General features: G+C 57.6%; 10 protein-coding genes and 2 tRNA genes. 2 read left to right on the forward strand and 10 right to left on the reverse strand.

What is annotated here, in order from left to right; all coding sequences use genetic code 11:
• Nucleotide 1: 1 nt before the first annotated feature.
• The 10 genes from ELR57_RS02935 to ELR57_RS02975 form a co-directional block, all read right to left on the reverse strand.
• Nucleotides 2-77 (reverse strand) — tRNA-Ile (locus ELR57_RS02935).
• 27 nt (nucleotides 78-104) lie between these two features.
• Nucleotides 105-181, reverse strand: a tRNA-Met gene (locus ELR57_RS02940).
• 143 nt (nucleotides 182-324) lie between these two features.
• Nucleotides 325-510, reverse strand: a complete 186-nt coding sequence (locus ELR57_RS02945) for a YycC family protein (RefSeq protein ID WP_126957108.1) — start codon at nucleotides 508-510, stop codon at nucleotides 325-327.
• Between the two features lie 136 nt (nucleotides 511-646).
• Nucleotides 647-811, reverse strand: a complete 165-nt coding sequence (locus tag ELR57_RS28015) for a hypothetical protein (protein ID WP_192896507.1) — start codon at nucleotides 809-811, stop codon at nucleotides 647-649.
• Nucleotides 812-972: 161 nt separating this feature from the next.
• Nucleotides 973-2,517 carry an ABC transporter substrate-binding protein gene (locus ELR57_RS02950; protein WP_126957110.1) on the reverse strand — a complete coding sequence of 515 codons (1,545 nt, stop codon included), beginning with the start codon at nucleotides 2,515-2,517 and terminating at the stop codon, nucleotides 973-975.
• Between the two features lie 22 nt (nucleotides 2,518-2,539).
• Nucleotides 2,540-4,069 (reverse strand): ABC transporter substrate-binding protein, encoded by a 1,530-nt coding sequence (locus ELR57_RS02955; RefSeq protein WP_158629911.1) that lies wholly within the window; start codon nucleotides 4,067-4,069, stop codon nucleotides 2,540-2,542.
• Entirely contained in the window at nucleotides 4,066-4,956 is an 891-nt protein-coding gene (locus ELR57_RS02960) for an ABC transporter ATP-binding protein (RefSeq protein ID WP_126957114.1), read from the reverse strand. The genes ELR57_RS02955 and ELR57_RS02960 overlap by 4 nt, the downstream gene beginning before the upstream one ends.
• A 4-nt stretch (nucleotides 4,957-4,960) precedes the next feature.
• A complete protein-coding gene (locus ELR57_RS02965; RefSeq protein ID WP_126957116.1) occupies nucleotides 4,961-7,807 on the reverse strand; it encodes an ABC transporter permease in 2,847 nt (948 codons plus the stop codon).
• Nucleotides 7,808-7,810: 3 nt separating this feature from the next.
• The gene (locus ELR57_RS02970) at nucleotides 7,811-8,932 is read right to left on the reverse strand and encodes an efflux RND transporter periplasmic adaptor subunit (RefSeq protein ID WP_238162380.1); all 1,122 of its coding nucleotides are present in this window, start codon (nucleotides 8,930-8,932) and stop codon (nucleotides 7,811-7,813) included.
• Nucleotides 8,898-9,671, reverse strand: a complete 774-nt coding sequence (locus ELR57_RS02975) for an ABC transporter ATP-binding protein (RefSeq protein ID WP_126957118.1) — start codon at nucleotides 9,669-9,671, stop codon at nucleotides 8,898-8,900. The genes ELR57_RS02970 and ELR57_RS02975 overlap by 35 nt, the downstream gene beginning before the upstream one ends.
• A gap of 246 nt (nucleotides 9,672-9,917) precedes the next feature.
• On the opposite strand from ELR57_RS02975, the gene ELR57_RS02980 reads away from it, so the two are divergent.
• The gene (locus ELR57_RS02980; protein WP_192896508.1) at nucleotides 9,918-11,582 is read left to right on the forward strand and encodes a glutamine--tRNA ligase/YqeY domain fusion protein; all 1,665 of its coding nucleotides are present in this window, start codon (nucleotides 9,918-9,920) and stop codon (nucleotides 11,580-11,582) included.
• A 147-nt stretch (nucleotides 11,583-11,729) separates the two neighbouring features.
• Nucleotides 11,730-13,085, forward strand: a complete 1,356-nt coding sequence (gene nagZ / locus ELR57_RS02985; protein WP_126957122.1) for a beta-N-acetylhexosaminidase — start codon at nucleotides 11,730-11,732, stop codon at nucleotides 13,083-13,085.

Genomic DNA, 13,085 nt, shown 5'->3' on the forward strand with positions numbered 1-13,085 from the left:
GTGGTGGGCCCTGAGGGACTCGAACCCCCGACCAATCGGTTATGAGCCGACAGCTCTAACCACTGAGCTAAGGGCCCTCGTTCTTATGGGTCCTACGAGGAAGTTGGTTGCGGGGGCAGGATTTGAACCTGCGGCCTTCGGGTTATGAGCCCGACGAGCTACCGGGCTGCTCCACCCCGCGTCGTTGTAACTGTCGTTCTTATGGCGACAAGAATTAATATACAACATTGCCAACCTATTCGTCAAGGTATTTTGGCAAATTTCCAACATTAAAAGAGCCGCACCTGCATGGGCGGCTCTTTTTTATTCAATGGTGAGTATACGTTATTCCTTCTCCCGTGCTCCATCCTCGTTCTTCTCCGCCTGCATGGCAGCCTGCTCCGCCTTCGCCATCTCCGCCAGCTTCTGCATCAGGATATGCTGAGGCATATGCATCAGGTGCTCCAACGGCACGTTCAAGTGCTTCGCCAGCTTCACGGCCGTATCCGTGGACAACGGCATTCTTCTCATCCCGCATCGCTCCTTCTTTTAGAACGATACCACAGATGATGCCGCGCAGCCAAGAGCAATAAGGGCCAATGAACAAGCATGAACGCTGAGCGTTCCGTCGGTCTGCTAGTTGCCTCTATCGATGGCCTTCTATCGTTCAGGGGACGTAGCGGACCCCGTACTTGCCTTTGCGCGAACGGTAAACCTCGATCTCTCGCGGCATGTCGATGCCGAACAGCCAGCCGTCATTCTCCATTCGGCGCACGAGACATCCAGCCTGGAACTTGCTGTCGTATAGCCTGGACCAATACACCCATCTCATCTCGTTCCCTCCCCGGATCGTCAGTTGCCTACGGTCTTAGCATATACGGCGGACGAATCGCTTACTCGCTTTTCCTGCACGAATAGGAAAAACCGCCCGAGTCCGGGCGGTTCCTCCTGCCATTCTTATTCGCTTCGTTCCGTCATTCCATTGGCTCCCGATCAGCCGCCAACGGCCATGGAGCTCATAACTCCGTTATTCCCATTGTTCATGGATGGATCCATATACGGAGTCATGTCGATTTCGCCCTTCGGATTTGCCTTGATCTTCTGCAGCAGCTCGTCGCCCTTCTTTTGCCAATCCTCAAGGGCTTCCTTAACGGTCATGTCGCCGTTCAGCGCCTTACGGAATGCCTGATCGCTTAGGTTGTACATAAGATTCATGTTCGGCCGCTCCTTGTACAGCTTCTGCTCGGCTTCGTTGGACTCGTACGGGACCGGCTTCAGCTTGGTGAAGGCTTCCATATTGAACGTCGAGCCTTCTTTCGGCTTGATAAAGTCCTTTAGGGTACTCAGCTCATATTGGCTGCGAGCTTTGAACTTGGCGTTATCCTTGCCGTTCATGAACTTGATGAATTCCCAGGCGTCCTTCTCGTTCGGAGCCGTAGCATTGATTCCGACTAATTGGTTAAGGTACATATTAGCTCCAATGCCCGGCATCTGAGAAAGCTGAGGGTACGTCACGACATCCCAATCGATCGCCTTGTAGTCCTTCATTTTGCTCACGTTCTTATTGAAGGTACTCAGATCGTTCGTTAGATTGTAGTAGCCGATCGTCATCGCCACTCTTCCGGTGAAGAATGGCCTCTGCTCATAAGGATTGTAACGATAAGAGCCGTCCGTCGGCTGCTCGACCTGGAAGTCCTCTTGCTTCGGAATGACGCCGTCTTTATACAGCTTAATCGGCTCGGACCAAGCTTGCTCCCACTGAGGCGTGTTTACTGTCATCTTCTCGCCTTGGATGTCGAACGTCCTTAATTGCAGCGGAGCAACGATATTCTGAACATCATAATAATTAAGTCCATTGTTCCAGTCGTTGAAAGTCAATCCGAAGATCTTTTCCTTCCCTTCTCCGGAGGCGACCTGGCGGGCAAGCGAGAACACCTGCTCCCAAGTCATGTCATCTGTCGGCGGCGAGATTCCTTTATCGCTGAATATCTTCTTGTTGTAGAACAGGGCCGAAGAGGAGAAGGTCGGCGTAAGCCCATAGATCTGACCGTTGCCCCGTTCCCGAATGAAGTCGAGCACCGTCGGCAAGTATTGCTCCAGATCGATCTTGTCGTTCTTGATGAACGGATCCAGCGGCTTCAGCATGTTGTTATCGATGAGCTCTCCCATGTTGGACGTATCCAGCATGATGACATCCACCGGGTTCGAACCCGTCAAGAGCTTCTTGTAGAGCTCCATCGGTTCCGGCTGAGGATTGTTCTTGCGCTCCTCCTCCGTCGCGTATTGCATCTCGGAGTAGTCGTACGCATTCACGATCTCGATGTCGATATTGCTGTGGCCGAGCTCGAACATATCCGTATACTGCTGTCGGAAATAAGACTCTTGGTCGTCGCTCCCGTACAGCACGCCGATTCTCAGCGTGCGGCGATTGTTCGGGTCGTCGGAGTTATCCCCTCCGCTGCAGGCGGCTGCCAGCGGAACCAGCATAGCGGCGCTCAGCACGCCGGCGGTCATTCTTAGCTTCCTTGACTTCTCCATCCTTGACTTCTTCCCCCTCTAATCAATCGAGCATAGGCTTCACGTCGATTCCTCCGCCGCCATATGCGCCGTCGTTCACTCCGTCGATTTGCCCCTTCGGATTCAGCTTGATTTTCTGCAGGAGATCGTTGCCCTTCGTCTCGAACTCGGCAAGCGCCTCCTTGACGGTCTTCTCGTTCTGTATGACCTTGTTGAACTCCGTGCGGGCGAGATCTTGAATCATATACAGATTCGGCCGCTCGTTGTACAGCTGTTGTTCCTCATAGCTGTTCTGGTTCGGGATCGGCTTCGTCGTCGTGAACGCGTCGATGTTGTAGGACATGCCGTCCTTCACCTTGATGAATTCCTTCAGGGCCGGCATCTCGTAGCTGCTGCGGGACTTCAGCTTGCCCCACTCCTTGCCGTTCATGAACTTGACGAACTCCCAAGCGTCGTCCGGATTCGGAGCCTTGGCATTGATCGCGGACAGCGAGCTGAGGGAGGTATAGCCGCTGATTCCCGGGAATTCCGCGAAAGACGGCACCTGCACGACGTCCCAATCCAGCTGTTCCATGCCTTCGAACTTCTGATAGTTCTTGTTGTAGGTCGCGATGTCGTTGATCATGCCGTAGCTGCCGATAACCATCGCCACCTTGCCTCTGAAGAACGCTTGCTGCTGGTACGGGTTGTATCTCGTGTTGTTGTCCATTTGGCCCTGATCGACTTGAAGGTCCTCCGTCGTCGGCATGACATGGTCCTTGTACAGCTGGGTAATCGTCGTCCAAGCGTTCTCCCACTGAGGCGTGTTCACGGTCATCTTCTCGGCGTTGGTATCGTACATGCGCAGTTGCAGAGGCGCCGTGTAGGTCGTCAGCTCTCCATAAGGATCGCTGTAGCCCCACTGGTTGAACGTGAATCCGAAGGTCGCGTCCTTGCCTTCTCCGGACTTGAGCTGCCGGGCCAGGTTGAACACCTGGTCCCACGTCATGTCGGCCGTAGGCGGGCTTACGTTCAGCTTGCTGAACATTTTCTTGTTATAGAAGAGAGCGGAAGGAGAATAGGTCGGGGCGAGCGCGTACAGCTGTCCGTCGCCTTGACTCTTGATACCGTCGATGACGGCCGGAACATAATCGTTCGGGTCTATCTTGCTCTCCTTCATCTTGGCGTCCAGAGGCATCAGAAGGTTATCCCGAACCAAGCTGCCGAGCACCCCGGAATCCATGATCATGACGTCGATCGGATTCGGTCCGGTCATGATCGCTTTCACCTTCTCGATCGGATCGACCGGCTTCGCGTTGGGATCCGGCTCGTCGAACTGCGTCTCCGTATAATCGATCGCCGGAACGATCTCGATATCGATGTTCGGATGCGAGAATTCGAACATGTCGGTGAATTGCTGGCGGAAGTAGGATTCATCCTGGGAGCTTCCGTACATCGTCCCGATCCGCAGCGTTCGGCGGTTGTCCGGATCGTTCTTGTTGTCGCTGCTGCAAGCCGCGAGCACGGGCACGAGCATGGTCAGAGCCGCCCCCGCGGTCATCCATCTGCGTGCATTCGAAATCTTGATCGTCATGCGGTTTCCCCCTCCAATGGTTTCGGCGCGCGAATCCATATCTTCTCTCCATCGAATTCCATGCTTGCTTTGTCTTGAATGCCGAGGCTCTGCAGGTATTCCTTCGGAATCTGCAGCCGGCCGAAGCGGTCGACCACGACATACGCTTCATGCACTTCGCCGAGCTTGCCTCCCGATTCATGAGGCACTTTGGCGTCATCCAGGTTCGGGTTCCGCTTGATGAACTCGGTGCTGGTGAGTCCGTCCCGGATGGCCACGACGCGGTCTACCTTGCCCGCAAGAGACAGATCATGCGTGACGATGACGATCGTCAGCCCGAGCTCGCGGTTGAACCGGCGGAAAATGTCCATGATGATGTCCGATGTGCGAGTGTCGACCGATCCCGTCGGTTCGTCGGCGAGCAGCATCTGCGGCTTGTTCGCGAGCGAGATCGCGATGGCGACGCGCTGCTGTTCGCCGCCCGACAGCTGCGTCAGCTTGTTGTGCATGCGGTCCTTGAGGCCGACCCATTCCAGCAGCTGCTTGGCGTAAGCCCGGTCCGTCTTGCCGGAGAACATCATCGGCATCTCGACGTTCTCCAGAGCGGTCAGGAACGGCAGCAGATTGCGGGCGTTGTTCTGCCAGATGAAGCCGACCGTGTCGCGTTTGTACTTGACCAGGTCGTCTTCGGTCGCCTTGAGCAGGTCCCAAGGCCCGACCTTCACCTGCCCCGCGGAAGGGCGGTCCAAGCCGCCCAGAATGTTCAGCAGCGTCGACTTCCCGCTTCCGCTGTTGCCGATGATCGCCATCATCTCGCCCTGCTGGACCGATAGATTCAAACCTTGAAGGGCGACGACCTCCAGATCGTCCGTTTTGTAGATTTTGACAAGTCCTTCGCATAGGATCATGGGGTTAACGCTCCTCTCCGAGCTTGACGGCCTGATGGACCTTGAGGCGTCTGATGTGCGCGACCAGCATCGCGACTCCGATCGCCATCATGACGCCGACGACCACGTACAGCCGATTCGTATCGACGTTGTCGAAGACGACGCGGAACGGCGGAATCTGGCCGGTCGCGTTGTCGGTCGTCTGCAGGAACGGCAGGAACAGCAGGCTGGTCAGCTTGCCGATTCCGATCCCGAGGCCGATGGACAATCCGGCGGTGAAGAGCTGCTCGAGAAGCAGCATGCCGGTCAATTGCCTGCGCGACAATCCCATCGCTCTCAGGATACCGATCTGCACGATCCGCCCCGAGAGGTTGAAGAACCAGAACAGGATATAGCCCGACAGCGAGACGATGATCGTCACGAGGAATCCAAGGCTCAGAATGCCGAACACGCCGCCTCTGGCCGGGTGCTTGCTCTGCGTGATGAGCTCGCTTCTCGCGTCGCTGATCGAGGCGATCTCGATGCCTTTGTCCTGCAGGATCGGGACAATCGGAGCGATCTTCGCGTCCGGGTCCATCTTCAGCCATACGTCGTATGGAACCATCGGCGCTTCGTCGTAGATGTAATCCAGGTTAGCGATAAGGAACGGCGATTTATCCGGATATTGCGCCGGCCAATAAGGCAGCACCGCCGCGACGATGAAGCGGACCACCTGCTCCTGAACGACCGCCGCGATCTCGTCGCCCGGCTTCAGGTTGTACTTCTCCGCCAAATTGGAGGAGATCAGCGAGTATTCCGCGGACTTGCCCATTAACGCTAGATACTTGTAAGGATTGGCCGGATACAGATCGTCCCGGAACCAAGCGACTTGGGCGAAGTCGACGTTGTCGATGCCGACGATCGTCCCCTGCCCCGCCGTCCGGTCGTTGACCCGTAGGTCCACCTTCGTCTGCAGCACCCTCGCGGCATGCTCGACGCCGGGCAGCGTCCGGAACACCTCGAACGGAGGCTCGTTATACAGAATCTTGGTCGGCCGCGGAGAGCTTCCTCCTTGACCGCCCTGTCCTCCTCCTTGCCCTCCCTGACCGGACTGCCCCGAGGAGCTGAGCTCCGCGTCGCCTTCCCATGACGTCGTGACGACAACGTCGGTCCCGTGTTTGTACAGGATTCTCTCTTCCGAGTTCAGGCCGATCGTCCGCGCCGCCGAGGCGTTGTAGACCCCGAGGCCCAGCGTCAGAATGAGCAGAATCATCAATGGATAATAAGAGCGGGACGAACGGGACAGCTGCGTCAAGGTCAAATAAAGCGGCACGGGCAGGATCTTGCGCCAGAGCATGTTGAACAGCTTAAGCAGCAGCGGGAACAGCCTTAAGAAGAACAGGCCCGCCGCAAAAATGCTAAGCGCCGGCACGAAGAAAAGGAACGGCTGCACGTTGAGCTGGTCCGTCGTCATCCCCGTCTTGAAGGAGACCATCTGGCGCTCGTTGAACAGGTACCAGCCGTATGCCGCTACGCCGAGCAGGGCGAGGTCGACGAACCAGCGCTGCCACTTCGGGGCACGGTCGCTTCTCGCCATGCGGCGCTTGTGGTCGACGATCGTCGTCCGCGTATAGACGATGGCCGGAATGACGGCCGCCCCGATCGCGACCAGCACGGCCGCCGCTCCCGCGAGCATGCTGTCGGTGCTGAAGCCGACCGGGATCGCCTTGCGATTGACGAATTCCAGGAATCCGCTCGCCGAGCCGATGCTCTTCGCCATGAACCAGCCGATGAACGGCCCGGCGATCAGCGAGACGATTCCGAGAAGCACGCCTTCCAATAGGAAAATAAGAAGAATCTGCCGTTTGCCGGCACCCCGGCTTCGCATCACGGCGATGTCGGAGCGCTGCTTATCCAGCGCTTGGCGGGCGTTCATCGTGATGAAGTAGAATACCATCGCGATCATCGGAGCCGCCAGCGTGAACAGCATGGTTTGCAGCTGAAGGCTGTCTCTTCGGAAGTCGCCCAGCATCTTCTCGAAGGAGATGTCCAGATGCGTTCCTTTGAGCTTCTGGTAGACCTCTATGTCGATACGGCCGAGCGTATTCTCGAGCGGAGAGAGCTGGCTGGTCTTGATCTCCCGGAGATCGTAAGCCGCATACCAGCTGGCCATCTGCAACGGGATTCCCTGCTTCGTTATCAGATCCTCCTGCATCGCCGGCTCGGCGATGAACAGGGTCGACATCAAACTCTCCAAGCCTTGGAACCAGTAGTTCCCCGAATCTTCCTTCGGCTTGAAGGAGCCGACGATCTCCACCCTCAGGGTGATGTTCAATCCCCCGTAGATCGGATAGAGCAGCACGTCGCCAACGTGAAGGTCGTTGCGATACATCGCCTCCTCCATCATGACCGCTTGCAGCGTCCCGTCGCCTTCGGCCCGGTCCGCATACCATGCGCCTCCGGACTGCTCGACTTGCTCCTGAAGGCCGCTGAACGAAGCGATCGTCATCTTCCGCGTCCGGCTGGCGTCCACGGCGTTCGGATCCTCCGGCTGCACCTCGGCGCTGCGGAGGGTGAGGCTCTTCTGCGTCGCTTCCCGCGGGAAGCCGATATCCTTCGGGATGTCCTCGCTGATGTACTTGTCGACGTTCTTGAACCCTTCGGGATCGGTCTTGCCGTCCGTCGATTGGTATAGAATGCGCATGGCTCCGGCAGGGAGCCCCTCGCTGTTATCCTGGAGCGATTGAGCGACGACTCGTTTAAGCGCTCCGTCCGCGTACATGGGAATGCTTGTGGTGAACGCCACTGCCATCAACAGGCCGGCCAGCGTACTGAGGGTCAGCCAGCGCGTATTCCACATCTTGCGGAAGAGGAATCGGATAAGTGCCGTCATTCGTTATTGCCCTACGACTTTCATGCCGGGGGTAAGCCCCTGCAGCACTTCGGCGTCCGTGGAAGTCTGCTGGCCGACCTCGATATCCACCTCGCGCTTGCTTCCGTCCGCTTCGACGACTTGAACGTACGTGCGGGCGCCTATCGTATGGAGCGCGGACAGCGGAATGACGATCGCGTTCTCCTTGCGGCTAAGGACGACAGACACCGAGACCGATTGCCCGCGGGCCGCCGTCTTGGGCATATCCTTCACCTCGATCAGCAAGAGCTGATCCAGGTTCTGCGTATTCTGGCCATTTCCGTTCCCGTTCCCGTTGCCATTGCCGTTGCCGTTGTTGTTGCTGCTAGGCTGCGGCAGGCTCTTCACCTTGCCCGTCTTCACGACGCCGCCGTTGAAGTCGACTTGAACCTCCATGCCGATCGTAATCTTGTCGAGAGAGTCTTTGAGATTCGTTCCGACGACCAGCCGGCTCGGATCGACGATAACGCCTAGCGGCTTGTAGGCTTCGATCGAATCGCCTTCCTTCGCGGTGAGCGAGACGACCTGGCCGGAGAACGGCGCGGTCAGCACCGCGTCCGCGATATCCTGCTCCAGGTCGGCGATCGCCTGCTTCTGCTCTTCGAAGGCGATCTGAGCCTCTTCGAATTCGATCGGATTCATCTCATCCTTCTTGCGGAGCGTATCCTTCATGGAGAGCTCCGTCTTTCTCATCGAGAGGCGCTGGTTCCGCAAGGACTTCTTCATGTCCTCCACGTCCAGCTCGGCGATCACCTGACCGGCTTTGACCGTGCCTCCGTTCTCTATGTATAGCTTCTTAATGAACTTGCCGTTCAAGCTTTTCTGCGTCCAATAGATCGACTTCTCCTGAGTCGAATAAAGCCTGGCCGAATCGGATGCCTTCTTCTCGAGCGTCTTCGTCGTTACTTCGTATTCCGGCTTCTTCGAGATCTGAGGAAGCTGAATCGACGACAGATCCTCCTCCACCGGTTCGTTCGGCAGCAGGCCGCAGCCCGCCACCGCGATCGAGAGCGAGAGTACGGCAAGGAGGCCGCCTGCTTTGGTTGCGCCTGATCGTCTCTGGCTTCCCGCCTTACGCGAGAACGCCGTCCGCCATCTCATAGACATGGTCTGCTACCTCCATAATGGTCGTATCGTGTGTGGTCATGCATATCGTGATATTCTCCGCCTTGACGATCTCCTGGAACACCGCCATGACCTGCGCGGCCATCTGGGAATCGAGCTCCGCCGTCGGTTCGTCCGCGAGAAGGAGGCTGGGCCTGTGCGCGATCGCTTTGGCGATGGCGACCCGCTGCTGCTCTCCCCCGGACATCTCGGAAGGGCGGTGGTGCATTCTCTTGCCAAGGCCGACCAGCTCCAGGCAGGAGGTCACTCTAGCCTTCCATTCCGAGCGGGGAGTTCCGGCCATCCGCAGCGACAGCTCCACGTTCTCGTAAGCGGAGAGCAACGGCATCAAAGCGTACGCTTGGAAAATAAAGCCAATATCCTTTCTCCGGATGACGGTCCTCTGATCGTCGTTCCACTCGTGGAACGGCTTGCCGCGGAACCAGATCTGGCCCTCCGTCGGCGTATCGAGACCGCCCATCAGGTTCATAAGCGTCGTCTTGCCCGAGCCCGATCGGCCCTTCAGCATGATGAGCTGCTTCGGGTACAGCGTCAGGTCGATGCCCTTGAGCACCCTCAGCTTCTGATGGCCCACGTCGAAGGAACGCTCCACTCCGCTGACCACCAGCAGCGGTTCTTTGTCGTCTCCCCGCACCGGCTGGTCTTCCTTGCTTGTCCTTGTCTCTCCCAGGCTGCCGCCCGGCTCTTCCCGCTTCTTCGCGCGAGGCTTCCAAGCGAGCATCCGAATTCCCTCCCTTTACCAATTGCCGCTTCACCATTTATAACGAATGAAAGAATCAAAAAGTTACGGCTTTAGGTAGATTTTATGAGAATAATGAGAAGGATTTCGAAATACGCGTGCGAAGGGTCGTCAAACCTCGGATTATCGCCGCGCGGCGCCATCTTTTTTTCGCAGCCTCTTTATAAGGAGGGGTCATTTTGTGTATGATGAAGAAATACAAGTTACGCGTGAGAAAGGTTGGTCGGATTGGAGAACAAAACGGCATCATCTAACAACTTTATCAAGAACATCGTCATAGAAGATCTTGCGGCCGGCCGGGTAACCGAAGTCGTTACGCGCTTCCCTCCGGAACCGAACGGCTATCTTCATATCGGGCACGCCAAGTCGATCTGCCTCAACTTCGAGCTGGCCGACGAATTCAAAGGACGCACGAATCTTCGGTTCGACGACACGAATCCGGTTAAGGAGGATGTCGAATACGTCGAGTCGATCAAGCAGGACGTCAAGTGGCTCGGCTTCGATTGGGACGGCCTGTTCTTCGCTTCCGATTATTTCGGGGAGATGTACGACCGCGCCCTTCTGCTTATCCGCAAGGGACTGGCTTACGTGGACGACCAAACCGCCGATCAGATCCGCGAGACTCGCGGCACGCTGACGGAGCCGGGAACGAACAGCCCGTACCGCGACCGTTCGGCAGAAGAGAACCTTGAGCTGTTCGAACGGATGAAGAACGGGGAATTCGCGGGCGGGGAGAAGGTGCTTCGGGCGAAAATCGACATGTCCTCTCCGAACGTCAACATGCGCGACCCGGTCATCTACCGGATCGTTCACGCCCATCACCACAACACAGGCGACGCTTGGAAAATCTATCCGATGTACGCGTTCGCCCATCCGCTCGAGGACGCGATCGAAGGCGTCACCCACTCGATCTGCACGCTGGAGTTCGAAGACCAACGCCCGTTCTACGATTGGGTCGTCGAACAATGCGAGATGGAAGCGAAGCCTCGTCAGTATGAATTCAACCGCCTGAACATCACCAACACCGTGATGAGCAAGCGCAAGCTGAAGGCGCTTGTCGACGAGAAGGTCGTCGACGGCTGGGACGATCCGCGCATGCCGACGATCTCCGGCCTTCGACGCAAGGGCTACACGCCGGAAGCGATCCGCGCGTTCTGCCGCGAGATCGGCGTGGCGAAGAGCTACGGCGTCGTCGACGAGCGCATGCTCGAGCACTTTATCCGCGAGGACCTGAAGCTGAAGGCGCTGCGCACGATGGCCGTCCTTCGTCCGCTGAAGGTCGTCATCACGAACTACCCGGAAGGCCAAGTCGAGTGGCTGGACGCCGAGAACAATCCGGAGAACGAAGAGATGGGCGTTCGCCAAATCCCGTTCTCGCGCGAGATCTACATCGAGCAGGACGACTTCATGGAGACGCCGCCGCCGAAGTACTTCCGCCTGTTCCCGGGCAATGAAGTCCGCCTGAAGCACGCGTACTTCATCAAGTGCGAGGAGGTCGTGAAGAACGAAGCGGGCGAAGTCGTCGAGCTTCGCTGCACGTACGACCCCGAGACGAAGAGCGGCACCGGCTTCACCGGCCGCAAGGTCAAGGGAACGATCCACTGGGTCGAAGCTTCCCAAGCGGTGCCGACGGAATTCCGCCTGTTCGAGCCGCTGATCAACGACGAGGACGAGAACGAGGATTCCTCCTTCCTGGAGCGCATCAACCCGAACTCGCTTGAGACGCTGCAAGGATTCGTCGAACCCGGCATGAAGGAAGCGGCCGCCCAGGACAAGTTCCAGTTCTTCCGCCACGGCTACTTCAACGTCGATCCGAAGCTCAGCGAGCCCGGCCGTCCGGTGTTCAACCGGATCGTGTCGCTGAAGAGCTCGTTCGAAGTTTCCAAAGCCTAAATAAATAGACAAAAGCTCCATATCCTAACGGCAATGCCGGAGGACATGGAGCTTTTCTTTTCCTTCCAATGAACAATATCGAGCGTTTTGTCGTTATATCTATGTTCTGGCTCAGAACCATTTATCCGAATAAAGAGGTGCGCAAGCATGAAGAACCTGACGAACATTCGATTCCGTTGGCCGCTGCTGGCTCTGGGAGTTCTGCTGCTTATCGCGGGCTGCGGCAACAACGGAGGAGCGTTGCCGAGCACGGATACCTCCTCTCCATCGAATGCTTCTCCGTCGCCATCGCCGTCAACGTCTCCTATAGCCTCTACGGCGCCGTCCGCTTCTCCTTCGGCTTCTCCGGGCGGTTCGGTCCCTTCCGTTTCGCCCGCTCCCCCCGCTTCGCCCCCCGACGTCGACGATCCGGTCGAACGGCAGTTGAAGCGGATGACGCTGGAAGAGAAGATCGGACAGATGATCTTCGCCGGAGTCGACGGAACGACGCTCGGCAAGGACGACCGCGCGACCATCGCCGACGCGAAGGTCGGAGGCATCATCCTGTATTCGCGCAACGTCAGCGATGTCAAAGGCACCGTCTCTCTCCTCAACGCGATCAAGCAAGCCAATAAAGCAAACCCGGTCCCTCTCTTCTTGGGCGTCGATCAGGAAGGAGGCAAGGTCAGCCGCCTTCCTTCCGCTTACGAGAAGATCCCGGCCAACCAAGAGGTAGGAGCCGCCAAGGACGAAGGGCTTGCGGGCGAGATGGGAAGCCTGCTGGCTAGAGAGCTGCTCTCAGCCGGGTTCAATCTCGATTTTGCCCCCGTTCTGGACGTGAACAGCAACCCGAACAACCCCGTCATCGGCCCCCGCTCTTTCGGCAGCTCCGCTAAGCTCGTCTCGCAGCTTGGCATCGCCGAGATGGAAGGCCTACGCGGCGGCGGGGTCATCCCCGTCGCGAAGCATTTCCCGGGACACGGCGATACGTCCGTCGATTCCCACCTGGATTTGCCAGTCGTTAACAAGACGGCCGAGCAGCTCGCCAAGCTGGAATGGATTCCGTTCAAGCAAGCGATCGAGAATCGGGTCGAAGCGATCATGGTCGCCCATATTCTCTATCCGAAGCTGGATCCCGATAAGCCCGCTTCCCTCTCGAAGGAGCTCGTCGGCCATCAGCTTCGCCAGGTGTTGGGCTACGACGGGGTCGTCATGACCGACGATATCACGATGGGTGCTATCGTCAAGCACTACACGCTTCCCGCGGCCGCCGTGGACGCGATTCTGGCCGGCGACGATATCGTGCTTGTCGCCCATGGGCACGACAACATGAAGACGGTCCGCGACTCGCTGCTGGCCGCAGTCAAGGACGGCCGGCTTGACGAGAAGCGGATCGACGAGAGCGTCGTTCGCATTCTTCGGCTGAAGAACGATTATGCGCTCCGGGATAAGAACACGTCCGTGCCTAATCTGACCAAGCTCAATCAAGACATCAAGGCTTGGCGCTCCTCTCTGACGGACTAA

The organism is Cohnella sp. AR92 (assembly GCF_003990975.1).
GTDB lineage: Bacteria > Bacillota > Bacilli > Paenibacillales > Paenibacillaceae > Cohnella.

Excerpts from the sequence above, each read along its gene's own strand:
- ELR57_RS02945 (WP_126957108.1), bottom strand. The coding sequence starts at position 510 with ATGAGAAGAATGCCGTTGTCCACGGATACGGCCGTGAAGCTGGCGAAG.
- ELR57_RS28015 (WP_192896507.1), bottom strand. The coding sequence starts at position 811 with ATGAGATGGGTGTATTGGTCCAGGCTATACGACAGCAAGTTCCAGGCT.
- ELR57_RS02950 (WP_126957110.1), bottom strand. The coding sequence starts at position 2,517 with ATGGAGAAGTCAAGGAAGCTAAGAATGACCGCCGGCGTGCTGAGCGCC.
- ELR57_RS02955 (WP_158629911.1), bottom strand. The coding sequence starts at position 4,069 with ATGACGATCAAGATTTCGAATGCACGCAGATGGATGACCGCGGGGGCG.
- ELR57_RS02960 (WP_126957114.1), bottom strand. The coding sequence starts at position 4,956 with ATGATCCTATGCGAAGGACTTGTCAAAATCTACAAAACGGACGATCTG.
- ELR57_RS02965 (WP_126957116.1), bottom strand. The coding sequence starts at position 7,807 with ATGACGGCACTTATCCGATTCCTCTTCCGCAAGATGTGGAATACGCGC.
- ELR57_RS02970 (WP_238162380.1), bottom strand. The coding sequence starts at position 8,932 with ATGTCTATGAGATGGCGGACGGCGTTCTCGCGTAAGGCGGGAAGCCAG.
- ELR57_RS02975 (WP_126957118.1), bottom strand. The coding sequence starts at position 9,671 with ATGCTCGCTTGGAAGCCTCGCGCGAAGAAGCGGGAAGAGCCGGGCGGC.
- nagZ (WP_126957122.1), top strand. The coding sequence starts at position 11,730 with ATGAAGAACCTGACGAACATTCGATTCCGTTGGCCGCTGCTGGCTCTG.